Below are 25,373 nucleotides of genomic sequence, written 5' to 3'. Positions count from 1 at the left end.
CGGTTGGGTTTGCATACAAAAAAGCGCCTAATTAGGCGCTTTTTTTATTCGATAACCATACAAATGAATATGCAAATGATGTTTATCGACAGAAATATGGTGGGCGATACCGGGTTCGAACCAGTGACCCCCTCCTTGTAAGGGAGGTGCTCTCCCAGCTGAGCTAATCGCCCTGGGATTTTCGCTGCCAAAGTATAGCAGTAAAAGATGGTGGGTCGTGCAGGATTCGAACCTGCGACCAATTGATTAAAAGTCAACTGCTCTACCGACTGAGCTAACGACCCATCCTAAAACACATTTTTAACTGAGGAGTACGGTATTTCACGCAATCATCAGGTTTTCCTTCGTGAGAAGGAGAATATGGTGGGCGATACCGGGTTCGAACCAGTGACCCCCTCCTTGTAAGGGAGGTGCTCTCCCAGCTGAGCTAATCGCCCTGGGACTTAATCTGCGACAGAGTCTACAGAGAAAGAATGGTGGGTCGTGCAGGATTCGAACCTGCGACCAATTGATTAAAAGTCAACTGCTCTACCGACTGAGCTAACGACCCATCCTAAAACACATTTTTAACTGAGGAGTACGGTGTTTCACGTAATCATCAGGTTTTCCTTCGTGAGAAGGAGAATATGGTGGGCGATACCGGGTTCGAACCAGTGACCCCCTCCTTGTAAGGGAGGTGCTCTCCCAGCTGAGCTAATCGCCCTGGGACTTAATCTGCGACAGAGTCTACAGAGAAAGAATGGTGGGTCGTGCAGGATTCGAACCTGCGACCAATTGATTAAAAGTCAACTGCTCTACCGACTGAGCTAACGACCCATCCTAAAACACATTTTTAACTGAGGAGTACGGTGTTTCACGTAATCATCAGGTTTTCCTTCGTGAGAAGGAGAATATGGTGGGCGATACCGGGTTCGAACCAGTGACCCCCTCCTTGTAAGGGAGGTGCTCTCCCAGCTGAGCTAATCGCCCTGGGACTTAATCTGCGACAGAGTCTACAGAGAAAGAATGGTGGGTCGTGCAGGATTCGAACCTGCGACCAATTGATTAAAAGTCAACTGCTCTACCGACTGAGCTAACGACCCATCCTAAAACACATTTTTAACTGAGGAGTACGGTGTTTCACGTAATCATCAGGTTTTCCTTCGTGAGAAGGAGAATATGGTGGGCGATACCGGGTTCGAACCAGTGACCCCCTCCTTGTAAGGGAGGTGCTCTCCCAGCTGAGCTAATCGCCCTGGGACTTAATCTGCGACAGAGTCTACAGAGAAAGAATGGTGGGTCGTGCAGGATTCGAACCTGCGACCAATTGATTAAAAGTCAACTGCTCTACCGACTGAGCTAACGACCCATCCTAAAACACATTTTTAACTGAGGAGTACGGTGTTTCACGTAATCATCAGGTTTTCCTTCGTGAGAAGGAGAATATGGTGGGCGATACCGGGTTCGAACCAGTGACCCCCTCCTTGTAAGGGAGGTGCTCTCCCAGCTGAGCTAATCGCCCTGGGACTTAATCTGCGACAGAGTCTACAGAGAAAGAATGGTGGGTCGTGCAGGATTCGAACCTGCGACCAATTGATTAAAAGTCAACTGCTCTACCGACTGAGCTAACGACCCATCCTAAAACACATTTTTAACTGAGGAGTACGGTGTTTCACGTAATCATCAGGTTTTCCTTCGTGAGAAGGAGAATATGGTGGGCGATACCGGGTTCGAACCAGTGACCCCCTCCTTGTAAGGGAGGTGCTCTCCCAGCTGAGCTAATCGCCCTGGGACTTAATCTGCGACAGAGTCTACAGAGAAAGAATGGTGGGTCGTGCAGGATTCGAACCTGCGACCAATTGATTAAAAGTCAACTGCTCTACCGACTGAGCTAACGACCCATCCTACGCTCTAAAAGTGCAGTACACTGCAAACTTAAAGACTTAGCAAGTTTTAATTCGTTAACTGATGTATCGTTTATTATTCGATAAACATCTCAGTTAACGACTTCCTTTTAACAAAGGAAGTGGTGGGCGATACCGGGTTCGAACCAGTGACCCCCTCCTTGTAAGGGAGGTGCTCTCCCAGCTGAGCTAATCGCCCTGGGACTTAATCTGCGACAGAGTCTACAGAGAAAGAATGGTGGGTCGTGCAGGATTCGAACCTGCGACCAATTGATTAAAAGTCAACTGCTCTACCGACTGAGCTAACGACCCATCCAGTACCTGAATAATCAGGTTTTCGTGACGGCGAAAGTATGGTGGGCGATACCGGGTTCGAACCAGTGACCCCCTCCTTGTAAGGGAGGTGCTCTCCCAGCTGAGCTAATCGCCCGCCGTCAACGAGGGCCGCATTATAGGGGCTAAGCGTTGAGAGTCAACGGTTTTTTTAGCCAAACTGTACGTCCGTCGTAAAAACAAGCTATTTGATTTATTTTTCCACAAAATGACTTTTTTTGCATCGCTTTAGCCTGCAACGCGTTAGTTACCTTGGTGCATTCTGGGGGGAGTGCTAAAATAAGCGCCACTTTTCAGTTTTATTCGGTGTGCTCTTCTCTATATATAGCGTTTTGCAGGTTAAACCATGACGGTGTGCTGTGAGTGCTGTGTGTAGTGGCGTTGTGATGTGAGGTATCACGCCGGTAACTACTGACAGAATTTTATACCTGCTTATATCTACAGCTTTAGCAAAGGCCTGGATTCACCATGAAAATTAAAACGCGTTTTGCGCCAAGTCCTACCGGTTATCTGCATGTGGGTGGTGCCCGTACCGCTCTTTACTCTTGGTTATATGCCCGTCGTATGGGCGGTGAGTTTGTTCTGCGGATTGAAGATACCGATCTGGAGCGTTCTACTCAGGAAGCCATCGATGCCATTATGGATGGGATGAACTGGCTGGATCTGGGCTGGGATGAAGGCCCGTATTATCAGACCAAGCGTTTTGACCGTTACAACGCCATCATCGATGAGATGTTGGAAGCCGGTACCGCATACCGTTGCTATTGCTCTAAGGAGCGTTTGGAAGCGCTGCGTGCTGAGCAGGAAGAGAAGAAAGAGAAACCACGTTACGATGGTTGCTGCCGCGATCACGCGCATAATCATACCCCGGATGAGCCGCATGTGGTGCGTTTCCGTAACCCACAAGAAGGCTCAGTGATTTTTAACGATCTGATCCGTGGTCCGATTGAATTTAGCAACCAAGAGCTGGATGACCTGATTATCCGCCGTACCGATGGTTCGCCAACTTACAACTTCTGTGTGGTTGTGGATGACTGGGATATGGAGATCACGCATGTTATCCGTGGTGAAGACCATATCAACAACACGCCGCGTCAGATCAACATTCTGAAAGCGCTGGGTGCGCCGGTACCTGAGTATGCCCACGTATCGATGATCTTGGGTGATGATGGTAAGAAGCTGTCTAAGCGTCATGGTGCGGTGAGCGTGATGCAGTACCGTGATGACGGTTACCTGCCAGAAGCGCTGCTGAACTATCTGGTGCGTCTGGGTTGGTCCCATGGCGATCAGGAGATCTTCTCGATTGCTGAGATGGAGCAGTTGTTCTCGCTGGATGCGGTAAGCAAATCAGCCAGTGCGTTTAACACCGATAAGCTGCTATGGCTGAACCATCACTATATCAACCATGCTGATCCTGCGCGTGTTGCTGAGTACTTGGCGTGGCATATGCAAGATCAAGGGATCAACACCGAAAATGGTCCGGTGCTGACGGATATCGTTAAGTTGCTGGGCGAGCGTTGCAAGACACTGAAAGAGATGGCAGCGGCTAGCCGTTACTTCTTCGAAGATTTTGCTGCGTTTGATGAAGATGCGGCGAAAAAACATCTGCGTCCGGTCGCGCAAGCGCCATTGGAAGCGGTGCGTGCTCGTCTGGCGGAAGTGGAGTGGAATGTTGAGGCGATTCATACCGCTATCCAAGCCACTGCCGATGCGCTGGAAATTGGCATGGGCAAAATTGGTATGCCACTGCGTGTCGCGGTGACCGGTGCGGGTCAGTCGCCATCTGTGGATGCCACCGTGCATGCCATTGGTCGTGAGCGCGTATTAGCGCGTATCGATATGGCGCTGGCGTATATCGCGGCGCGTGCGGCGCAGTAAATCGCACGTTATCGCCAGCTAAGGCGAGCGAGGCGTAAAAAGGAAAAGCAAGGCTGTGATGGCCTTGCTTTTTTTATGGGCGAATATACCTTTCCTACTTGAAGTTGCAGCGGTGTTGACTACGTTCGTTCACCCCAATCACATAGTTTGCCTATGCTCATGGGAATTCACTCACTGGCCGCCTACCTGCAACGTCAAGTCGTTTGGGTATAGAGGCAATTTTTTCCAGAATCGCGGCTGAAGTGTTGAGTTTTTGCGCACTTAGCTAGAGAGTCATGGGAATAGTATTGACAGTCTGCGGCGGCATGCCTATTATTCGCCTCGCTTACAGCGATTCTGTTACATGAGTCAGGTAACGGGGCTATAGCTCAGCTGGGAGAGCGCTTGCATGGCATGCAAGAGGTCAGCGGTTCGATCCCGCTTAGCTCCACCATCTGTCTTACGTATAGGATTCGCAGCATTATCGGTACCCATACCGATGATGTTAAGTTAAGCACTCTGATATAGCGATGGGGCTATAGCTCAGCTGGGAGAGCGCCTGCTTTGCACGCAGGAGGTCAGCGGTTCGATCCCGCTTAGCTCCACCATCTTTTCAGAGTCTGTGATGTGTTTTGATTGGGGCTATAGCTCAGCTGGGAGAGCGCTTGCATGGCATGCAAGAGGTCAGCGGTTCGATCCCGCTTAGCTCCACCATCATCACCACAGATTCATTATCAGAGTAACTCGCACGACCTTTCTTTATGATGGGGCTATAGCTCAGCTGGGAGAGCGCTTGCATGGCATGCAAGAGGTCAGCGGTTCGATCCCGCTTAGCTCCACCAAATTTCGCTCTCACAATTCTATCTTCTCTCAATCCTTCGTATTAATCTTAATTTTCCCTAAACTTTTTCTCGCATAAGCTGCTATCTGCTATCTGCTATCTGCTATCTGCTATCTGCTATCTGCTATCTGCTATCTGCTATCTGCTATCTGCTATCTGCTATCTGCTATCTGCTATCTGCTATCTGCTATCTGCTATCTGCTATCTGCTATCTGCGTATGATTATAGCGCAGCAGGCGCACAGAGCTTGCTGAGATGGACGTTTTGGGGCGTTGATGGCATTAACCTTGCCTGAAGCACTTTGAGCGTCTGAGAGAGCATACTGGGCGTTTGGTGGTGAGGTGGCTATCGCAATACAGGTTTTCTGTCCCCCATTTTCTGCGCTGAAAACGGCGGGAGATAACGTGCAAAGGCGCGGATAAACCACGCCTTTGAGGTTGGAGACAGTTTCTGCAATCGCATTGACTTAATGCATCATGCAGCAGTGTCCGTTATTTTTTGATGACTTTAACGGTATAACGGCCATCGGCTTGCGCATAAGCGCCGTGGATGTCGGTTTCAAAGCCTGGGAAGTGGGCGCCGATTTCGCACAGCATCTGCAGGAAGTCCAGCACTGGGCGGCTTTCTTCGGTGATCATTTCACCTGGCATTACCAGAGGCACACCTGGTGGGTATGGCAGGATCATGTTCGCGTTGATGCGGCCAACCGCTTCATCCAGATAGCACTCTTCCACGTTACCGCGCAGCTCTTCTTGGAAGGCTTCGTGCGGTGTCATGATCATCTTCGGCAGAACTTCGAAGGCGCTGAACATCAAATCTGGCAGTTTGTGCTGGCAAATCAGTTTGTGGATCCCAGCCGCCAGATCTTGGATACGCATGTCGGCGTAGAATTCCGGATCTTCTTGGTACAGGCTTGGCAGGATGTTTTTGATCTTCAGGTTCAGATCATAACCGCGTTTGAAGTCGGTCAGTGCACGCAGCAGGCTAAGTGCTTTGGTTTTGTCGATACCGATGCTGAACAGGAACAGCATGCTGTATGGACCGGTTTTTTCCACGATGATGCCGTGTTGGTCCAGATACTTGGCCACCAGTGCCGCTGGGATACCGGTGCTTTCCAGTTGACCGTCTTTGTTCAGGCCCGGAGTCAGAATGGTGACTTTGATTGGGTCCAGATACATATGGTCGCTGTCGACATCTTTGAAGCCGTGCCATTTGGCTTTCGGATCCAAGTTCCAGCATTCGATGCTGTCGATGTTGTCAGGTTGCCATACGTCAAAGAACCAGCCGTCAGACTCTTTGTTCAGACGCTTGATCTCTTTACGGAAGCGGATGGCGCGCTCGATAGAGCCACGGATCATGCGACGACCGCTGTTGCCCTTCATCATGGCCGCAGACATTTCAGCGGAAGCGACGATGCTGTACAACGGTGATGTTGAGGTGTGCATCATGAAGGCTTCGTTGAAGGTCTCTTCGTTCACATCACCTTTAATGTGGATCATCGAGGCTTGTGAGAAGGCAGCCAGCAGTTTGTGAGTGGACTGGGTTTCGTAAATCACTTTACCCGGTACACGGTCACCGCTCATACCGCATTTGCCTTTGTAGATCGGGTCAAAGTTGGTATAAGGCACCCATGCAGAGTCAAAATGGATGGATTTGACGTCCAGATTTTGCTTGATGAAGTCGGTGTTGTAGAACAGGCCATCATAGGTGGAGTTGGTTACGACCGCATGGACCGGCCACTGGGCATTCGGCGCTTCTTTTACCTTCTGCTCAATGGTGCTGTGCATGAATTCGCTTTTCGGGATCCCACCCAGAATACCGTAGGCGTTACGGGTTGGACGCAGATAAACCGGCACCACATTGTTCATCATCAACAGGTGAGTCAGTGATTTGTGGCAGTTACGGTCAATCAGTACGGTGCTACCGGCCGGTGAGGAGTACATACCAACAATTTTGTTGGCGGTGGACGTACCGTTAGTAACGATGTAGCTGCGCTCAGCGTTGAAGACTTTGGCGATGTACTCTTCGGCCTCTTTGTGCGGACCGGAGTGATCCAGCAAAGAGCCCAGCTCGCTGACGGAGATAGAAATGTCAGACTTCATGGTGTTTTCACCGAAGAAGTCATAGAACAGGCTACCGACAGGGGATTTTTGGAACGCGGTACCGCCCATGTGGCCTGGGGTACAGAAGGTGTATTTGCCTTCATCAACATATTTGAACAGCGCTTTGGTCAGCGGTGGCAGAATAGTGTTGATGTATTCATCAGTTTTTTGCTCAATTTTCAGCGCAATATCCGCTGCGGTATCTAACGCATACTCAAAGAACGTGACGTTCAGGCGCAGGTCGTTGAGGCTGACATCCAGTGTTGAGTGAGTATTGGCAAAAGCGTAAACCGGCAGGTGTTCATTCAGTTGGCTGATTTCAGCGCACAGCTCTAAGCTGTACAGATCCCAGTCAAAAATCACACCGCAAATGCGCGGGTTATTTTCCAAAAGCTTAATCAAATCTTCGCGATCTGATGGCAGGACGACTTCAAATCCCTTTTGTTCAAGGGTGTCCTGCAGCTGACGCAGTGGTTCTTCTTTGAAGAATGCACCACGCTCACTCATTACAGCAATAATATTCATGCTTGATCCTCACGTATAGAACGTTTTTGTCAAGATATTAGGGTACACGTTGACTCAGTGATGAATTGACTCCATCACGATGAGTTAAAAATAAATTAACCTGGTCAGTATATTTTGATGCTGTGTACGCATTTTCATATGCCGGTTTTTATTTTGCTCGCTCAGCGTTATGGCTGGTCGATTTTATTTATAAACAAGCCATGTCCGAACGAGGAAATAAAACCGTTATCAAACTCGTGTGTTCTTGATTTTATGAACGCCGTTAATATACGCCGCCAAGTGTGTACTGCCCATAGGGGCGGTTGTGAGAGGGTGTGTCTGATATTTCACTATAACCTATTGCAGTTACAATTATGCGCGCATCATGCTTGATAGTGAATAATTATCAGTGGGTTGCGCCATAATTACGTGTGAGTCACAAAATGAAAGTTATTACATTTGAAAAATAAATGCGGTTATTAGTCATGTTTTGCAATCTTATTATTCTCTGCTGTTTTTACGCTGGCTGTGAATTGTGTCACGGATTTTTCAAGGCGAGAGGCGTAGTGGATATAAAATACTGCGCCAATAGTTTCTCGTTGAAATAACTTTGCGTTCAAATAATATTCGCTGTTTTGCATTTTATTTTTAAGTGTTTGTATCCTTATCTACTTTAATCGGTGCCTTTTTAAGGTATTGGCTTTTTCATCCCATTATTTTTTCGCGCAGGAAACGCAGTGATATTCCCTGCAAGCCGTTACTTAGCAGGTTGCGGGGCGATTCACGCTTTATGCGCTTGCCAGTCAGCGGAGTTTGCCTCTGGTCACAAAATAACCTTTTCCACAGGAATATCATTAGATTAGCAATGGCTCTGCACGGTCGGCTGTACGCTACGGTGAGGTTGCTTGCGGGGTAAGAGCGTCTGCAATTGTCATAATACGTTGAGTTCGGGTAACACGGGCGCGGTGTTTTCACCGGCTCGGCACTGGGGAAAAGGGAGAGGCTATGGCTACAGGTAAGTATTTACGCTGGAAAGACTCCGAAGGTAATGAATTCCGGCCGGTTTCATTGACCGGCATGGATTTGCTCAATGACCGTAACCTGAATAAGGGGACAGCGTTTAGTGAGCAGGAGCGGGCCGATTTTGAGCTAGACGGCCTGTTGCCACCTCAGGTGCAGATGTTTGATGATCAGATTGAGCGGGTGTATCAGGGGTTTGAAAGCGCCTCGACCGATATCGAAAAGTATATCTTTTTGCGCTCGCTGCAAGACCGTAACGAAACGTTGTTCTACGCGCTGCTTTCTCAGCATGTGGAGCAGATGACGCCGATTATCTACACCCCTACGGTGGGCAAAGCTTGTCAGGAGTTTAGCCACCGTTACCAAAAGCCGCGCGGGTTGTTTATTACGCCGGAAAACGTGGACAACATGGGGAACATGGCGCGCCATTTTAACGGCAAAACCATCAAGATTATTGTGGTGACCGATAGCCAAGGCATTTTGGGGATCGGTGACCAAGGGGTCGGCGGGATGGGGATCCCGATTGGCAAGTTGTCACTGTACACCTTGGCGGCGGGGATCCACCCTGCTTGTTGCTTACCGATCACGCTGGATGTGGGTACCGATAATCAGGCTCTGCTCGACGATCCTATGTATTTGGGACAGCCCCATAAGCGGATTCGCGGTCAGGAGTACGACGCGTTTATTGAGAAGTTTGTACGTCAGGTGAAGGTACATTTCCCTAATGCAGTATTGCAGTGGGAAGATTTCAGTAAATCGAATGCCTTTAATAACTTAAGCCGCTATCAGCAGGAATTGCCCTCATTTAATGATGATATTCAGGGCACCGGAGCGGTAGTGCTGGCGGGGATCATCGGCGCGGTGCGCAGTAAAGGCGAGAGCTTAGGCCAGCAAAATTATCTGGTGTATGGCGCTGGAGCTGGCGGGGTTGGCGTCGCGGATCAGATTTATGCCGGTATGCTGCGTGAAGGGTTAGAGCCGCAGGCGGCGCGGGATCGCATCTATATTCTCGATACGCAAGGCTTGGTGTGTGATAACCGCGATAATCTGGATGAGTACAAGCGCCGCTATGCCAAGCCGGGCGCGCTGCTGGAAATGTGGCGTACTGAAGAGCCGGGCAAAGCTAATTTGATGGATGTGTTGACCCATGTGCCGGTGACGGTGCTACTGGGTACCAGTGGCTCGGGCGGCGCGTTTAAAGAGGCGCATATTCGTCAGATGATGGAGCATTGTGCACGGCCAATGATTTTCCCGCTGTCGAACCCGACCAGTAATTGCGAGGCGTTGCCGGAGGATATTTTCCGTTGGAGCGAAGGTCAGGCGATTGTGGCGACCGGTAGCCCGTTCAAAGATGTGCAGTATCAAGGCGAGTCGTACCGCATTGGGCAGGGTAACAACGTGTTTATCTTCCCGGGAGTTGGCCTTGCGGCAATTGTGAGCCAAATTCGCGAGATCTCACCGGATATCTTTACCACCGCCGCTTTTGCTTTGGCCGAGTGCGTAGAGCCTTCCGATCTGGCGCGCGGTACGGTGTATCCGCGGATCAGTGAACTGCGCCGAATTTCGGTGCATGTAGCATCGGAGATCTTAAAAGAGATTGTCCGCAATGATCCGCAGCATCCGCTAAACGGCAAAGATCTGATGCAGCACATTGAAGCTTGTATGTGGGCGCCGATGTATCTGCCGTATCGCCGCGTGTAACTGGCGGAGTAAGAGTTAAACGCTGTCTGTACCGGAGTGGTTGTGAGCTGGGCGGTACAGACAGTGTGCGTTTCCTTATCAGCTCCATCCACTGCTTGTTTGTGGAGAACCTTTCCCGCCGCTGCCGTTACCTAACGACAGCGGTTTTTTTTATCTCCACTATAAGCTCTCGTAGAGCGGACTGTGGCTTTGTGTGATGCTGCCGTCCGGTTGGCGGCGCAGATGCAGACGCTGTTCTCCATCAGGCAGCGGTTGTGCCAGACTGAGCCAGTTTCCCTGTGGGTCATACAGCACTTCGTACTGCACGTTCGCCGTATCATCGGCGTAGCGCAGCCGGTTTAGCTGACCGGTTGGGCTAAATCGGTATTGGCTCGCGCAGCGTGCCGTGGCGTTACGCCACGCAGCGGGTAGGCTATATACTGCTTCGGGATCTGATTGGTCATTACGCTGACGACAACCTTGTTCGAGGGCGCTCAAGCTGCCATCGGCGGCAAATAGCCACAGCGGCCCGATAGGCACGTTGTCTTGCGCGTCATTGTAGCTGATCAGCCGCTCGCCCTGTGCTGGGGCGGATTTTGTATCGGTCAGGTAGCGGCTGATGGCGCCGTCATTGCGATCGTTACGATACAGGTTGCTGCTGGTGAGGCGCGCTCCACTGAAACTGTAGCTGGGGCCATTGCGTTGACCAGTCTGATAATATTCGACATTGACCAGTTGACCTTGTGCGTCATAGTCGCGTTGTTCGCCTTCGAGCAGCGAGTTGGGCTTATCTTTATCTTGCAGGCAGCTAAAGCCGCGGCAGAGTTTGGGGTTTTCCGGTACCGGGAGTGGCTGCCAGTGACGCACCTGAGCCAGTTGCCCGTTGGGGTGATACATCAGTTGTGCGCCGGTGCGCGCATTGTTCTGATAGTGGCTAATTTCTTTAAGCTGTCCGGACGGGTAAAAGAGCTGCTCCTCCCCTTGACGCTCCACGCCTTGAAGATGGGAGATGCGGAGCAAACGCTGCTCGGCATCGTATTCGCGCTGTTCGCCGTTGACTTGGCTGTTTTGGTACTGGGTATCGGTATAACCGCCGTCAGCCAGACCTGAGCGCCATACGCCTTCATAGTTACCATTTACCCGTTGACCTTGCTCTGATAGCTGCAGTTGGACTTGATTTTCCCCGTTCGCATCTTTGCCCATGACTAAGCGGTAGGATTGATAAGCGCCATGCAAGACGCCGTTCTGGTAGTGCTTTTCTCCTCCGGCGAAGGGGGTATCTCGGCCACGTATCGACTCATGATAAATCAAGGTTTGCTTCCACAGGCCTTGCGGCTGGTCATTCAGATAGCGACCTTGCCAGAGGTTGTTGGAGGTATAGATGGGTGGAAAAGGCTGGCGGCGGCCCAGTTTCCACTCGCCTTGCCGTTGACCTTGTACGTACTCTCCTTGCTCGAGCAGCAATACGTAGTCATGATCCCACGTTTGCCATTGGCCGTGGCGTATTCCTTGTTGAAAATGCGCCACGCGCTCAGGGCGAAGCTCACATTGCTGGGCGATGAAACGCACCTGCTCGCCATCGAGTAAGGTTTCCTCAATCTCATCGGGGTTTTGCTGCAGGCTATCCGCCTGCTGATAGCGCATTTCAGTGAGAATAAACGACTGAAAATTACTGCCACAAGATACGTTTTGGCGACGTAGCAACGCGGTAAGCACGTAGGGTGAGGCCGGTGCAGGCTTATCTGTTGTGGTTGTATTCGTTGCCGGCGCTGCTGGGCGTGTGTGCTCGGGAACGGTCAGCAAAATGGTCTGCACTTGACCCATTTCACGCGCTCCTAGCTGACTTAACACCACAGGCGTATTGGTCGAGTCCGCTGACCGCGGGCGAAACAGGGCAAAGCCATTTTCATCGAAAACCGCCTGCACTTTCGCTTTGGCCAGTAATGGACCGTGCAGCAGTGCGAGCAGCAGTGGGTCGGTCAGTGCTCTGTCGTCATAACGTGCCTGATACAACTGGGGAGGAACGGCGAGTAGGGCGCGCCGAGTCTGGTTTACGGTAAAGGGCTTGATGGTTGGCGCTAGCGTATCCAGCAGCGGTTGCAGGCGCGTGAGTGGCACTTGCACATTGGCGGAAGGTGGCGGCGGGGTTAGCCAATCGCCTTCGGCTAAAGTAGCCTCATTTTTACCGTAAGCGCGCAGGCGTTGTCCGGTGGCATCTTCATACATCACAATGACTTCGTCTTCCCCGCCGGTATCCAGATCGGTATAGAACACCGCCTTGATGGGCGAAGAGGAGGCTAAGTTGTCTAAGCGATCCCAAATCTTGGCTTCAGACGGGTGTTTATCACCATAGGGAAACGTCACCGGATATACCGCATTCTCAAACAGATAGAAGCGCAGATCGCGCTTTGTTTGCTCGGCTTTGTCATACACATTATTCAATAGCGGCAGCGGGCCGTGCACCAGCGTGCCTTGCGCGAGCAGAGTGCTGATGTTGGGAAATGCGGGTTGGTGAGCTGTAGTATCCGCAGCGTCTGTTTTGCTGGCGGGGGGATCGGTTGGGATGACGGCGGTGGATGGCGTGGCCTGCGCTACGCTGGTGCTGAGTAATGTTGCCAGTATTGTGACCGTCAGACCACGCAGAGCGGCGCGGGGAGTCATCACATTTTTAGATGAAGCGTCAAGGGATTGAAAGAGCATCGGGTAGCCTGAGCGCAGAGTAAAATCCATGTAATCACCGCGCATCGCATTGTAGACAATGGGTGCGCGATAGCGTCGGTAGCGGTGGCAGCATTATCGAACCATATCTAGATCTAGCCATATCACCGCATCTTTCATTATACAATTGCAGTGCAAGCAAAACAGTTGGCGTCATCCAGAACGTGATGGCGGTACACCACAGATTGAAGGAGACCCCAAAATGAGCGTGGAAGGACAGCAGATGATCGGCAAAGTGGCGCTGGTGGTACGCGATTATGATGAGGCGATCGCCTTTTATACCGAAAAACTGGGATTTATCCTGACAGAAGATACGCCACTTGGTGGAGGTAAACGTTGGGTACTGGTCGCACCGCGCGGCCAGCAAGGGACACAGCTGTTGCTAGCCAAGGCTGTCGGCGAGCAGCAAGTTGCGGCGATAGGAAATCAAAGCGGTGGACGGGTCTTTTTATTTTTACAGACCGATGATTTTTGGCGTGATTACCACACGATGCAGCAGGCTGGGGTATCGTTTTGTGAAGCGCCACGGGAAGAAGCGTACGGCACCGTGGTGGTGTTTCAGGATCTGTACGGCAATAAATGGGATTTATTGCAGTTAAATCCGGCGTCGTAACGCCGGATGGTTTTGAGCTGCGATGAACTGCCGTAAGGCTGGTTTTACGCCAGTACGGTAAAAATCTCGGTTTCAGGCAGGCGCGATTTTGGCAGTTTGGCGTTAAAGTCAGACTCTTTGCGATATCCTAGCGCGACCATTGCCACTGCAGTAAAGCCTTGCTCACGCAGGTTCAGCTCTTGATCCAAAATGCGGGTATCACAGCCTTCAATTGGCACGGCATCAATGCCCAGCGCGGCAGCGCCCAGCAGCAAGGTTCCCATATTCAGGTAAACCTGCTTTTCCATCCAATGTTGCAGATCTTTGAGGTCATAGCGGTGCATGTTGACGAACAACGAGCGCGCATTGTGGCTCAGGGTTTTAATCGCTGGATCGGCAAAGCGGCCATCGCGCTCTTCGGTGGCAATCAGGTGCTCAAGATAAGCATGGTCGACTCCAGTGCGAGCGCAAAACAGTACCACGTGTGAGGCATTCATCACTTTGGCTTCGTTAAAGCTGTATAGGTCTTGGGTGCCTTTGGCCAGACGGCGTTTGGCATTGTCGGTGCCTGCAATCACAAAATGCCAAGGTTGCAGGTTGACACTGGATGGGCTTAAGCGCAATAAGGCCATCAGCGATTCGACATCGTTATCGCTGATTTTACGAGTGTCATCGAACGCTTTGGTGGAATAACGGGTTTGCGCTGCATCAACGATATTCATGCTATTTTTCCTTCATTTTTCGTCACATTCAGTCCGCTTTCTGGGTAGGACGGATCTTGGTTCTGGCTATCATAAAAGGGATAACGGCGGACGGCACGTGCTTTATGCAACAAGGTGTGTGTCGTATAGGTGGGGTTGTTGTAACGCGTTGAGTTTGAAGAAATAGGCACTTGAGAATCAGGTTATGGGCGTGTCGTTATGAACACGCCCAATTATTGGTACAGGAAAAGCCGATGCTCTCCAATCGCGGTGATTATCAGTGATCCAGATACAGGTAGTGCATCCAGCTGGTCATGCGTAGCAGCACTTTACGCATCACGGCCACGTGTTCGAAATGCTTGGAGTAAATCGCCACTTGCGCATTCACCCCGTCTGGCAGCGCGTATTGGTCGATTTCCGGCCCCAGTAGCAAGGTGACGTAAATACCGTCACGCGAGGGGTCAAAGGTCAATCCTTGCAGCGTGCCTTGGGCTTGATAACTGCCGTTTGGCACGATCGGAGCAACATTCAGCACTTTAGCAGGGAAGACTTTGCCGGGAATACCGTTAAATGCGGCCTCCGCTTCATCGCCCGGTGTTATGCTGAGAAATGAGTTTTGCCGAAAGACGGCGGTGATGCGGCGGTCTTGGGCTGGAATAAAGACCATCACCGGTCGCAGCGGCATGGCTACCGCATAGGTGCCCGGTTGCAATAAAACTTGCGTGACATAGCCATCGCTTGGGGCGCGGATAATGGTTTGGTCTAGATTATAGCGGGCTTCTGCCAATTGGGCTTTCAGGCTGGCGACTTGTGAGTTATCGCCGCTGATGATGCCATCGAGTTGTGCTTGGATCTGCTCGCGATCCGCAATCGCCGAGGCGAGTACCGCTTCTTGGGCTAAATAGTTTTGCCGAGCATTGGTGATCTCTTGTTCGGAGAATGGGCTGACAGCTTTCTTGCCGCCTCCAGAATAACGCTCGGAGTCGCGCAATGCTTTATCGCGATCGGCTTGTGCGCGGCTGACATTGGCATTGGCTTCACGCACACTGGCTTGCAGTGACGACACTTGTTGTTTAACGGTGACCAGATCCGCTTGCAGCCGCTCGACACGCGCTTGATAGCGGGTGGGGTCCAGTTTAAACAGAATATCGCCCTTTTTGATCCAATCATTAGACTGCACCAGAACCTCGGTGACCACGCCGGAGACTTGCGGCACGATCGGTACCGAAATCACCGCTTTTTGCGCGCGATAGGTGTAAGGGTGGTTATAGTTCATGGTCAGCACTAACGCGCCGACAATCACAATTCCGCCCAAAATGGCAGTCGGAACCGTCCATTTATTAACGGGGATCCGAAACAGTTTAAAGCACCCATACGCAAAGGCGGTATAGGTCAGGATGATGAGTAAATCCATACGTTTCCCTGCTGATTGTTATTCGGTTTTTGAGCGGGTTTCGGCCGGTTTTACTGAGGCTTCGAGTACCGCAAGCCGGGCCTTGAGTTGTTGAATTTCGTTTTCTTCAGCATCGAGTTTTTGCTGCACAAATCCCCAACCGCGATCTTCGCGGTACAAGGTGGCCCAAATCCATAAGAATGGCCATAAAACGTGCAGAGTGAACAGGCTGACCCAGCCCGCAACATGGATGGCATCTTGGTGTGGATGGTTACGTTTTTGCGCGATGTGGTAAGGAATATCGTGAATGACGATCACCCCGTAAAATATGGTGAGCACCACAAAAACCAAGATCCCCAAAGCAAAATAATCGAGGAACATAGGAAGCTCCTTAAATAATTTATGAAATTTTTGCTGCTATTATTTAATGCAGTGAATTAGTTTTGTGGTAATTCATTCATTTTCTGCATATTGGATATAGACATTTATTGATGAAAGTTCAATTTGCTCGTTGTTTATAGCTCCATCTTATTTAAAAGCAGTGGACTATAGCAAAAAAAGTACTTAGCCAACATGAATTATTCATTTTAAGGTATACAAAATCATGAGTATTGTTTTGTTGATAATTCAAGTTGTTATGCTGTGCTTTGTCGATTGGTTGCGTATTTTAGGTATCTATTTATTCAGTGAATGAAGGAGTAGTCTATTAATTCATTTATTGCCACTAATAAATGAATGCTCTTTCAGTGTCGCTGTAACGTTCTTATGACAGCTATATTCTACAATGCGATGAGATAACAAATTGCACCGTATAAATGTATTAGCGTAAGTGCACTCTCAACGAAGCGACAATCAGAGTTAACGGATGAAGTAAGGCATAGCATGAACAAAATAACGTTAAGTTGTGTTTTATGCATGGTATGGAGCGGGTTGTTGAGCGCGCCGAGTGATGCCCAGTCATTGTTGCAAAATGATGAGCTGGTTCGAAAACGTATTAACGCTGCCGCCAGTTTGCTCAGCTTCACGGTCGTGCCGGATGTGACGACAAGCAATTTGTCTGTGGCGTCCGGTAATGTGAATGATGACGATGTTGGCATGCGACTGACTCAGTTTGGTGGCGGCGCAACTTTAAGTAGCGATTTCCCGCTGTATGCCGAAGGCACTATGGGCTATAGCCGTTATGATCCGCGTTTTATCGTCACCTCGGGTGAAGAGGTGCGCAGTGTGCCGTTTCGTTGGAATGCCTTTTCGGCTGCTGGAGGATTGGGTTGGGATTTTCCCTTGCGTGAGCATTTGGTGCTGCGTCCAATCTTAAACATTTCGTTGGGCACGGTGGCCAGTGATGTGTTGATAGGTCGCCTGATTTTGGAAAATCGCACCGGACGAGAGTTGGCTTTCCTAGATGGCGGCAGTATGAGCTTTTATGGCTATGGCGGCTCGTTAATGTTGGATTATGAATTTTTCTCTGATGCCTATGACATGGATGTGGAAGCGCGTTACTCCAACATCCGTCTCGAGCCATTTCAAAAAGATGACCGTGCGGTGGCCGGCGGTGCGTCGGCCGAGCAGTTGAATCTCTATTTTCGTACCCGTATCCCAACCGGAATGCACCTTTTTGAGCGCCCGGTGCGGGTGGTGTTGGAGTCAGCGCATACCGAATTTCTTGATGATCAGCGCGGGGCATTGGGGTTTGATTACCTGACCTCGTTTGGCTTGGGGATGGAAATTGATACCAGCAAATACGATATCTGGATCTCCCGCACACGGCTGGTAGCGCGCTATATTACCGGCGATAACACCACCGGATATTCATTGGGATTGGCGGTCAGTTTCTGATTGTTCGGCAGTCTCTTTTCCCTGTTTAACCCTTTGTTTGTCTGCTCTTTATTGGCATTTGAAAGACAAATGTAAACGATTACCCGATCTGGCTCACTGAACGCGGTTGAGAAACGGAGCTGATTCACACTTTCCCGGAAAGGCACAAGCAAAATGCGAAGAGCTGTTTTATTTTTGCGCGAAAAATAAAACCCGTTTGATGTGCTGTACATAAGGGAAGTCGTAAATCATGAAAAAACATCTGTGTGCCGTGGCGGTCAGTGCCGCGTTGTTAATGCCCGCTATGTCTGTGGCTGCGCCTGCTGCGCCTGCTGCGTCTACGCAAGACGCTACGCCAGCGGCGACTACGCAACCCTCTCAGTGGTCAGCGCCGCAATTTCGCAATGTCATTGATCGCACCGGTAAGCCGATGTTTATGCGCGATACTGCCTCAAAGGGCCACATGCGCTATAACCCACTGTTTGACCTCGGGGCGTGGCATGGTCACCTGTTACCGGCATCCGCTGCAGAGGCCGGTGGTTTTCCTGGGCCTGCGTTGGTGACCGAAGAGTACATGAATTACATGGCGGATCAGTTTGATCAGCTGTCGGTGTGGAAAAATGGCAAGCCCGTGACGTTTGCGATGCAGGCTTACAGCATCCCGGGCGCACTGGTGCAAGAGCTGACCTCTGACGATGGCGTGACCGTGACGCTGACCCTGCGCTTTGCCTCGAATCGCACCTCGCTGATGGAAACCCGCATTACCACCAATGCGCCGCTGACGCTGAAGTGGCAAGGCCAATTGATGCAGGCGCATTACGGCGAAAATGGCCAACCGAAAGGGGATAAGCTGATGTTAGCCGAAGCCTATCCGACTTATCAGCGCACCCTCAGTACCACCGAGAATGGCGTACAGGTCGATTTTGGCCGTGTACGCGATCCGAACGCCTTGCTCACCTCGGGTGAGAGTGCGTTTATGCTAACTCGCTCGTTACCGCATCAGACCCAAATTAGCGCCGATAGCTATCGCGCGCAGGCCGAGATCACCGGCTCGACCGTGTTTTATACCACCTACAGCCATGTGCTGACCGCCGATGAGGCGCGTCAAGAGCGGGCGCGAGTGAAAGAAATTCTGGCTAACCCACAGGCAGTGATGCAAGCTTCCGTTACGCGCTGGGATGAGTATTTACAGCGTGGGCTGACCAATCCGAATACCAGCACCGAACAGCAGCGCGTTGCGGTAAAAGCGATTGAAACCCTCAACGGTAACTGGCGTAGTGCCGCTGGTGCGGTGGCATTTGATACCGTAACGCCATCGGTGACTTCACGTTGGTTCTCCGGCAACCTGACGTGGCCGTGGGACTCATGGAAGCAAGCTTACGCCATGGCACACTTTAATCCAGATGTGGCGATGTCCAATATCCGTGCCGTGTTCTCGCGCCAAATTCAGGCCGATGATCCGATCCGCCCGTACGATGCCGGTTACGTGATTGATGTGATTGGCTACAACATGAGCCCAGAGCGCGGTAAAGCCTCCGGTCAGCCAGATGCTGATGGTGGTAACTGGAATGAGCGTAACACCAAGCCCTCATTGGCAGCATGGGCGGTCTGGGAAGTGTATAACGCGCTGAACAATGAGCATCAGCGTGAGCAAGAAGCCAAAGCGTGGCTGGATGAGATGTATCCGAAGCTGGTGGCTTATCATGACTGGTGGCTGCGCGCTCGTGATACCAATGACAACGGCATCCCAGAGTACGGCGCGGCAACTGACGTGGCGCACAACACTGCCGATGGCAAGATGCTGTTTAGCGTCACTTATGCCGATGGCAAAAAGCAGGAGATGACCGGCATTGAGGCTTATAACGCGCTGCTCGACTCCGGTAAGCCTTATCAGTCGCTGACTATTCCGGCGCAAACCGCGGCTTCTTGGGAATCGGGGCGTGATGATGCCGCCGTGTTTGGCTTTATCGATGAAGATCAGTTAGCGCGTTACGTGGCCAATGGCGGCAGCGCCGGCGACTGGCAGGTCCGTTTTGCTGAAAGTCGCGATCCGAAAACCGGTCAGCTGAAAGGCTATTCCCTGCTGCAAGAGTCGGTCGACCAAGCCTCGTACTGGTACAGCGATAATCACTATCTGGCACAAATGGCCGAGATTTTAGGTAAGCCTGAGGAAGCTAAAGCTTTCCGCAGCCGTGCTGAGAAAACGGCCGAGTACATCAATACGTGTATGTTCCATGCGCCGAGCGGTTATTTCTACGATATCGAAATTGCAGATAAACCGTTGGCTAACGGATGCGCCGGTGAGCCGCTGTATAAGCGCGGCAAAGGGCCTGAAGGGTGGTCTCCACTGTTTAATGGCGCCGCAACACAAGCGAATGCTGATGCGGTGGTCAAAGTGATGCTGGATCCGAAAGAGTTTAACACCCTGATCCCACTGGGTACGGCGGCGTTAACCAACCCAGCCTATGGCTCGGATATCTACTGGCGTGGCCGCGTGTGGCTGGATCAGTTCTATTTTGGGGTAAAAGGGATGGAGCAGTACGGTTATCGTGCTCAGGCGGTGGAGCTGGCGAATAAGCTGTTCCGTAATGCCAATGGCCTGACGCAAGATGGCCCGATCCGTGAGAACTACAACCCAGAAACCGGCGCTCAGCAAGGCGCACCGAACTTCTCTTGGAGCTCAGCGCACTTGTATATGCTGTATCACGGCTTTTTCAGTGCGGATAAAAAGTCGTAACGATAACGCTAAACAGTAAATAAAAGGCCGGTTGCTTGTGCATCCGGCCTTTTTATTTATCTGCCGGTACGTATGGATTTGTTTTGCGTTTTAATAGTTGAGGTTAGGATTATTGCAAAACGTAAGTTTTATGAGTTTAAATATATTTATTGCGGATGATATTTTTCCGCGTTAGCTCTCGGTTATTTTTTATTTCCTTTATTTTCAATATGTTTAGTGATGGTGTCTCTTTGCCTTATACCGGTAGATATTTTACCTAAATACCTGCTTACAAGGGGACACCGCAATTAATCACTTTTAAGCCAAGATTGTCATGCATCTTTTTTGTCCATTGGATATCAGTGCGGAGCAATATTTCCGTGCGCGATATAAAAGCCGGCACTTTAAGTCGGATAAAATAATCAAGAGAATGACAACATGGCTAGTCTGGTATGCAAGAAGCACGTAATATGCGCGCTATTAAATGCGGTGGGCATACTTTCACTCCCACATGCACACGCTGCGTCGATAAATAATAATTCAGATTTACTGGCACAATATCGACAGCAAGGGATCGTGGATATTGGTGGCCAATTGGGGGCGTCGGTTGTCGCCATGACGCCATCGGGGCAATTTGCGGTGGGGGGAATGACTTTATCGCAAGGTTCACAAGCGTTTTTATGGAGTGCGACACAGGGAATTTCCTTATTACCGGTTCCCTATGCATTACGCGGTGGGATCAGTCGAGCGTCAGCCATCAGTAATGATGGGCAATATATCGTGGGTTTTGTCGATTATAATCCGTCGACTACCTCCGGGTCGGTCAGCCAAGCCGTCATGTGGCTCGGCCCACACCAAGTCAGTGTTTTACCCACATTAAACCCACAACTGACCGGTTCGACGGCCAATGCGATTAGCGGTGACGGTGCCATTATTGCCGGCGCTAGTACAACCGCTGACGCCACCTTACATGCGGTGTATTGGGAACGTGAAACGTCCGCTATTCATGATTTGGGGTCACTCAATAGTGCTGCTGGGCAAGATTTTTCCAATGCCCTCGCGCTCAACCAAGATGGGACCATTATTGTCGGCGTAACCAATACCACCGATGGCACTTTTCGAGCATTTCGCTGGGCAAAAAATACCGGGATGGTGGCTTTACCCAGCTTAGGAGGAGCATCGCAAGCCAACGGGATCAGTAATACTGGGCGTATCATCGGGGATTCTATCAATGGCAGTGGTGAAAAGCGGGCCGTGTATTGGGACAACGCCACCGTGCATGATTTGGGTACATTAAAATCGGATAATTCCGGCCAAAGCCAAGCAAAAGCCATTACGCCAAATGGAACATTAATTGTGGGGGAGGCCAATACCGCCCAAGGCACAACCGGCTTTATCTGGAAAGAAGGCGCGGGGATGTTCTCGGTGGCTGATTGGCTCAAGCATGCCCATGTTCAGGCCGAGGGAATGCCGGTGCGCAGCGTTAATGCGATTTCTGCTGATGGCACAACTATCGCGGGGCAATTGATGAATGGGGATGGTTATGTGGCACATCTCATTGCCCTTAATGCACCGGCGGTGGTGAATCCGGCGCATCCTGAAACTGGACCTGTAAAACCAGAGCAGCCTAAACCAGAGCCTGAGCATCCTAGTGATCACCATGTGGTTAAGCCGGGTTATCACGCTAGTGGTATCGTCGAAACGCGGCAGGTGGTGTCCTCCTTGTACTTTGTACAACGTAATTTAGAGGTACAGCGCCAGTTACTGGATGTGGCCGCGTCACAGGCCGATTGCGCCAGTTTTGGTGCCGATGGGATGTGCGTCAAAGCGCAGGCCGATTTACGTTTTCGTGGTGGTGAGGTGCAATATCGGGTGCCGGCCGCTAGTCTGACCGTTGCCTACCAATTTTACCCACAGTGGCGCTTAGGGTTATCGGCCATGGCTGCGGATATGCACATTAAAGATGCCAACGGTGGCCGTATTACGCAGCAAGCATCGGCCTTTACTCTGTTTACCGGCTACGGTAATGCGGGCGAAGCAGGATGGAAAGCCTATGCTGGTGTCACTTTACTGGATGCGGGGATGGATATTGAACGGGCCTACCACAATGGCGATGCCCGCGAAATCGGTTATGGCCATACACGCACCCGTGCCTATGATTTTAATCTCAGTGGCGGTTATACCTTCACACCGTACGCCCATGTACAACTGACCCCGTATCTTGCTTTGGGTTACCACTCCTTGCGTTGGAATGGTTATGACGAAGCTGACAATTCCGTCTTTGCGGCTCACTTTGATGGGCTGCGTAGCAAAGTCACCTCGGCTGCTCTTGGGGTTGCCACGCAGTGGCAGGTCAGCGCGCGCTCTTCACTGGGCTTGGATATCAGCGTCGAGAAAAATATCAAGCAACACAACAGCCGTGCAGTTGCCAGTGTGCTCGGTGGTTTTGCCGGTCTAGCAAGCCAATACCAAGTGCCGGATGTGGATGATGTCATGCCGCACGTCGAGGCGAGTTATACCTTTGCTGCGGATAAACATCAGGCGGTGAGCCTCTCTGCGGGTTACCAAGATATCGGTTTTGGCAGTGGGGAAGGCAATGCGGGCTTGACTTATCGCGTGGCATTTTAGGTTGTTAGGCAATAGCTGCTCTGATGGATGAAAAGCTGACGATTCAGTTTTTACTGTATTGGTATTGAACGTGGATTTTCATACAGAGTAAACCTTGCAACATAAAAATAGAAATGAATGGTGTTTTTTAGCTGCAAAAAAATACACAGAGATTATTAAAATGAAAATTAATGTGATGTATATGCTGACCGGTTTTGCTGCATTATCATTGAGTATCAGTGCTTTTGCCGCAAGACCATCATCAGGGAGTGATGGTTTATTAAATAATTTTGATAACGATGGGATCGTGGATCTAGGCGGAAATCCCTATTCAGATATGTTGGCATTATCGTCGTCAGGAAACATTGCGGTCGGATTCATTGCGACGCCAGCCAATAATAATCAAGCAGGTGCTTGGACCGTATCTCACGGGCTTATTGCTTTACCTATCCCTTTTGCTCAAACAGAGGGGATGAGTAATGCTCAGGGAGTCAGTAGTGATGGAAGGTATATTGTTGGTTATGTTATGCCTGAGAACTCATCATTAATGCAGGGAGTTTTGTGGACAGATGCATCAAAATTAACTTATTTAACGCCTCTGGCTCCCGGTGCTGATTATTATGCAAATGGCATTAGCGCGGACGGAAGTATCGTCGTGGGTACTGCGTCCGATCAGCATAACAATGAACACGCCGTATATTGGGATCGTGCAGCTAATACTATTCATGATTTAGGTTCGCTTAATCACTCTTCTAGTCAGTTTTCTAATGCGATAGCCGCTAATCATGATGGTTCAGTGATTGTGGGAAGTAGTACTAATGATGCTGGAATGACTCAAGGTTTTCGTTGGACTGCAAAAACGGGCATAGTTGAATTACCGTCATTGAGTGGAACTTCACAGGCAAAGGGTATTAGCGATACAGGACGAATTATTGGTTCATCTATTAACGCAAAGAATGAGAATCGTGCTGTCTACTGGGAAGATAATCAGATTAAAGATTTAGGAACATTACGTACGGATAATAGAGGTTACAGTTCAGCGCAAGATATTAGTGCGACTGGTAAAGTGATCGTGGGGTCAGCTGATAGCGACACACAACGTACCGGCTTTATATGGAAAGAAGGGGCCGGGATGTACTCGGTTAATGAGTGGCTAAAATATGCGCATGTGCAAGCGAATAGTATGTCGGTGAAGTCGGTTAATGCGATTTCTGCGGATAGTCAGACTATCGCTGGGCAACTAACGAATGGTCACGGTTATGTAGCTCATTTGATAGAGTTAAAAGATCCTGCTGATGTTAATCCTTCAAGCCCCAAACCTGATCCCGAATTACCTAAACCAGAGCAGCCTAAGCCAGAGCAGCCTAAGCCAGAGCAGCCTAAGCCAGAGCAACCTAAACCAGAGCAACCTAAGCCAGAGCAGCCAAAACCAGAGCCTGAGCATCCTAGTGATCACCATGTGGTTAAGCCGGGTTATCACGCCAGTGGTATCGTCGAAACGCGGCAGGTGGTGTCCTCCTTGTACTTTGTACAACGTAATTTAGAGGTGCAGCGTCAGTTACTGGATGTGGCCGCGTCACAGGCCGATTGCGCCAGTTTTGGCGCCGATGGGATGTGCGTCAAAGCGCAGGCTGATTTACGTTTTCGTGGTGGAGAGGTGCAATATCGGGTGCCGGCCGCGAGTCTGACCGTCGCCTACCAATTTTATCCACAGTGGCGCTTAGGGTTATCGGCCATGGCTGCGGATATGCACATTAAAGATGCCAACGGTGGCCGTATTACGCAGCAAGCACCGGCCTTTACTCTGTTTACCGGCTACGGTAATGCGGGCGAAGCAGGATGGAAAGCCTATGCTGGTGTCACTTTACTGGATGCGGGGATGGATATTGAACGGGCCTACCACAATGGCGATGCCCGCGAAATCGGTTATGGCCATACACGCACCCGTGCCTATGATTTTAATCTCAGTGGCGGTTATACCTTCACACCGTACGCCCATGTACAACTGACCCCGTATCTTGCTTTGGGTTACCACTCCTTGCGTTGGAATGGTTATGACGAAACTGACAATTCCGTCTTTGCGGCTCACTTTGAGGGGCTACGTAGCAAAGTCACCTCAGCTGCTCTTGGGGTAGCCACGCAGTGGCAGGTCAGCGCGCGCTCTTCACTGGGCTTGGATATCAGCGTCGAGAAAAATATCAAGCAACACAACAGCCGTGCAGTCGCCAGTGTGCTCGGTGGTTTTGCCGGTCTAGCAAGCCAATACCAAGTGCCGGATGTGGATGATGTCATGCCGCACGTCGAGGCGAGTTATACCTTTGCTGCGGATAAACATCAGGCGGTGAGTCTCTCTGCGGGTTACCAAGATATCGGTTTTGGCAGTGGGGAAGGCAATGTAGGTTTGACCTACCGAATTGCGTTCTGATAGGGCAGCGTTCCATATCCGTTAACTAGCGATAATGCGCCGTAATAGGCACTGCGAGTGGCAGTGCCTATTGCTGTTTAGTTTTTATGATTAGCATCTCACCGATATGCAACTGAGCGCGCGCTTGCTGTTGCGTGGTTTGCTGAGCAAATCTTCCCTCTCTGGTCTGACAAAACATAAAATAAT

The 25,373-nt window shown here is 50.5% G+C and carries 13 protein-coding genes, 21 tRNA genes and 1 pseudogene; 13 read left to right on the top strand and 22 right to left on the bottom strand.

The genetic code is table 11. The features are described from left to right. Nucleotides 1-97 precede the first annotated feature (97 nt). The 17 genes from LQ901_RS10380 to LQ901_RS10300 all read right to left on the bottom strand — a co-directional run bounded on the left by LQ901_RS10380 (nucleotide 98) and on the right by LQ901_RS10300 (nucleotide 2,313). Nucleotides 98-173 (bottom strand) — tRNA-Val (locus LQ901_RS10380). Between the two features lie 35 nt (nucleotides 174-208). After that, a tRNA-Lys gene (locus tag LQ901_RS10375) sits at nucleotides 209-284 on the bottom strand. A 77-nt stretch (nucleotides 285-361) separates the two neighbouring features. After that, a tRNA-Val gene (locus tag LQ901_RS10370) sits at nucleotides 362-437 on the bottom strand. Nucleotides 438-474: 37 nt separating this feature from the next. Next, nucleotides 475-550 (bottom strand) — tRNA-Lys (locus LQ901_RS10365). Nucleotides 551-627: 77 nt separating this feature from the next. Beyond that, nucleotides 628-703, bottom strand: a tRNA-Val gene (locus tag LQ901_RS10360). A gap of 37 nt (nucleotides 704-740) precedes the next feature. Continuing rightward, nucleotides 741-816: transfer RNA gene (locus LQ901_RS10355), tRNA-Lys, on the bottom strand. A gap of 77 nt (nucleotides 817-893) precedes the next feature. Next, nucleotides 894-969 (bottom strand) — tRNA-Val (locus LQ901_RS10350). 37 nt (nucleotides 970-1,006) lie between these two features. Further along, a tRNA-Lys gene (locus LQ901_RS10345) sits at nucleotides 1,007-1,082 on the bottom strand. A gap of 77 nt (nucleotides 1,083-1,159) precedes the next feature. Beyond that, nucleotides 1,160-1,235 (bottom strand) — tRNA-Val (locus tag LQ901_RS10340). A gap of 37 nt (nucleotides 1,236-1,272) precedes the next feature. Beyond that, a tRNA-Lys gene (locus tag LQ901_RS10335) sits at nucleotides 1,273-1,348 on the bottom strand. 77 nt (nucleotides 1,349-1,425) lie between these two features. Continuing rightward, nucleotides 1,426-1,501: transfer RNA gene (locus LQ901_RS10330), tRNA-Val, on the bottom strand. Nucleotides 1,502-1,538: 37 nt separating this feature from the next. After that, a tRNA-Lys gene (locus LQ901_RS10325) sits at nucleotides 1,539-1,614 on the bottom strand. Between the two features lie 77 nt (nucleotides 1,615-1,691). Beyond that, nucleotides 1,692-1,767: transfer RNA gene (locus LQ901_RS10320), tRNA-Val, on the bottom strand. Between the two features lie 37 nt (nucleotides 1,768-1,804). Then, nucleotides 1,805-1,880 (bottom strand) — tRNA-Lys (locus tag LQ901_RS10315). A 126-nt stretch (nucleotides 1,881-2,006) separates the two neighbouring features. After that, a tRNA-Val gene (locus LQ901_RS10310) sits at nucleotides 2,007-2,082 on the bottom strand. Between the two features lie 37 nt (nucleotides 2,083-2,119). After that, a tRNA-Lys gene (locus tag LQ901_RS10305) sits at nucleotides 2,120-2,195 on the bottom strand. A gap of 42 nt (nucleotides 2,196-2,237) precedes the next feature. Continuing rightward, nucleotides 2,238-2,313, bottom strand: a tRNA-Val gene (locus tag LQ901_RS10300). A 371-nt stretch (nucleotides 2,314-2,684) separates the two neighbouring features. Between LQ901_RS10300 and gltX the strand changes: the two genes are divergently transcribed. The 5 genes from gltX (at nucleotide 2,685) to LQ901_RS10275 (ending at nucleotide 4,915) form a co-directional block, all read left to right on the top strand. After that, a complete protein-coding gene (gene gltX / locus LQ901_RS10295) occupies nucleotides 2,685-4,094 on the top strand; it encodes a glutamate--tRNA ligase (RefSeq protein WP_064977322.1) in 1,410 nt (469 codons plus the stop codon). Nucleotides 4,095-4,451: 357 nt separating this feature from the next. Beyond that, nucleotides 4,452-4,527: transfer RNA gene (locus LQ901_RS10290), tRNA-Ala, on the top strand. Between the two features lie 78 nt (nucleotides 4,528-4,605). Further along, a tRNA-Ala gene (locus tag LQ901_RS10285) sits at nucleotides 4,606-4,681 on the top strand. 30 nt (nucleotides 4,682-4,711) lie between these two features. Further along, nucleotides 4,712-4,787: transfer RNA gene (locus tag LQ901_RS10280), tRNA-Ala, on the top strand. A 52-nt stretch (nucleotides 4,788-4,839) separates the two neighbouring features. Continuing rightward, nucleotides 4,840-4,915 (top strand) — tRNA-Ala (locus LQ901_RS10275). Nucleotides 4,916-5,405: 490 nt separating this feature from the next. Here the strand turns inward: LQ901_RS10275 and cadA are convergent. After that, nucleotides 5,406-7,541 (bottom strand): lysine decarboxylase, encoded by a 2,136-nt coding sequence (gene cadA / locus LQ901_RS10270; RefSeq protein ID WP_010862326.1) that lies wholly within the window; start codon nucleotides 7,539-7,541, stop codon nucleotides 5,406-5,408. A gap of 984 nt (nucleotides 7,542-8,525) precedes the next feature. On the opposite strand from cadA, the gene LQ901_RS10265 reads away from it, so the two are divergent. Then, complete coding sequence (locus tag LQ901_RS10265) at nucleotides 8,526-10,241, top strand: NAD-dependent malic enzyme (RefSeq protein ID WP_064977323.1); 1,716 nt, start codon at nucleotides 8,526-8,528, stop codon at nucleotides 10,239-10,241. 159 nt (nucleotides 10,242-10,400) lie between these two features. Here LQ901_RS10265 and LQ901_RS10260 read toward each other — a convergent pair whose 3' ends face one another. After that, entirely contained in the window at nucleotides 10,401-12,950 is a 2,550-nt protein-coding gene (locus LQ901_RS10260) for a toxin-antitoxin system YwqK family antitoxin (protein ID WP_167550120.1), read from the bottom strand. Nucleotides 12,951-13,140: 190 nt separating this feature from the next. On the opposite strand from LQ901_RS10260, the gene LQ901_RS10255 reads away from it, so the two are divergent. Beyond that, nucleotides 13,141-13,551, top strand: a complete 411-nt coding sequence (locus tag LQ901_RS10255; RefSeq protein WP_064977325.1) for a VOC family protein — start codon at nucleotides 13,141-13,143, stop codon at nucleotides 13,549-13,551. Nucleotides 13,552-13,595: 44 nt separating this feature from the next. Here LQ901_RS10255 and nfsB read toward each other — a convergent pair whose 3' ends face one another. The 3 genes from nfsB to LQ901_RS10240 form a co-directional block, all read right to left on the bottom strand. Beyond that, on the bottom strand, nucleotides 13,596-14,252 hold the full coding sequence (nfsB, locus tag LQ901_RS10250; protein ID WP_064977326.1) for an oxygen-insensitive NAD(P)H nitroreductase: 657 nt from the start codon (nucleotides 14,250-14,252) through the stop codon (nucleotides 13,596-13,598). A 256-nt stretch (nucleotides 14,253-14,508) separates the two neighbouring features. Continuing rightward, a complete protein-coding gene (locus LQ901_RS10245) occupies nucleotides 14,509-15,645 on the bottom strand; it encodes an HlyD family secretion protein (RefSeq protein ID WP_064977327.1) in 1,137 nt (378 codons plus the stop codon). 18 nt (nucleotides 15,646-15,663) lie between these two features. Continuing rightward, nucleotides 15,664-16,005 carry a DUF3302 domain-containing protein gene (locus tag LQ901_RS10240; RefSeq protein WP_064977328.1) on the bottom strand — a complete coding sequence of 114 codons (342 nt, stop codon included), beginning with the start codon at nucleotides 16,003-16,005 and terminating at the stop codon, nucleotides 15,664-15,666. A gap of 552 nt (nucleotides 16,006-16,557) precedes the next feature. Here LQ901_RS10240 and LQ901_RS10235 point away from each other — a divergent pair. From LQ901_RS10235 to LQ901_RS16905, 6 genes and pseudogenes are all read left to right on the top strand, one after another. After that, on the top strand, nucleotides 16,558-17,460 hold the full coding sequence (locus LQ901_RS10235; RefSeq protein ID WP_230402873.1) for an autotransporter domain-containing protein: 903 nt from the start codon (nucleotides 16,558-16,560) through the stop codon (nucleotides 17,458-17,460). Nucleotides 17,461-17,689: 229 nt separating this feature from the next. Continuing rightward, nucleotides 17,690-20,176 (top strand): alpha-glucosidase, encoded by a 2,487-nt coding sequence (gene ygjK / locus LQ901_RS10230; protein WP_329618711.1) that lies wholly within the window; start codon nucleotides 17,690-17,692, stop codon nucleotides 20,174-20,176. Nucleotides 20,177-20,731: 555 nt separating this feature from the next. Next, nucleotides 20,732-22,783 (top strand): autotransporter domain-containing protein, encoded by a 2,052-nt coding sequence (locus LQ901_RS10225; RefSeq protein WP_233672249.1) that lies wholly within the window; start codon nucleotides 20,732-20,734, stop codon nucleotides 22,781-22,783. Nucleotides 22,784-22,943: 160 nt separating this feature from the next. Next, nucleotides 22,944-23,762: pseudogene (locus LQ901_RS16915) on the top strand (hypothetical protein); the annotation flags it as partial. A gap of 295 nt (nucleotides 23,763-24,057) precedes the next feature. Beyond that, nucleotides 24,058-24,306 carry a pentapeptide repeat-containing protein gene (locus tag LQ901_RS16910; RefSeq protein ID WP_370635682.1) on the top strand — a complete coding sequence of 83 codons (249 nt, stop codon included), beginning with the start codon at nucleotides 24,058-24,060 and terminating at the stop codon, nucleotides 24,304-24,306. A gap of 68 nt (nucleotides 24,307-24,374) precedes the next feature. Continuing rightward, a complete protein-coding gene (locus LQ901_RS16905; RefSeq protein WP_370635681.1) occupies nucleotides 24,375-25,187 on the top strand; it encodes an autotransporter outer membrane beta-barrel domain-containing protein in 813 nt (270 codons plus the stop codon). The last annotated feature ends 186 nt before the right edge of the window (nucleotides 25,188-25,373 follow it).

Origin of the sequence: Plesiomonas sp. PI-19 (assembly GCF_021368255.1) — a bacterium.
GTDB lineage: Bacteria > Pseudomonadota > Gammaproteobacteria > Enterobacterales > CAMTGL01 > Plesiomonas > Plesiomonas shigelloides.
The sequence above is the reverse complement of the archived record's forward strand: the minus strand, read 5'-3'. Positions and strand labels throughout refer to the sequence as shown.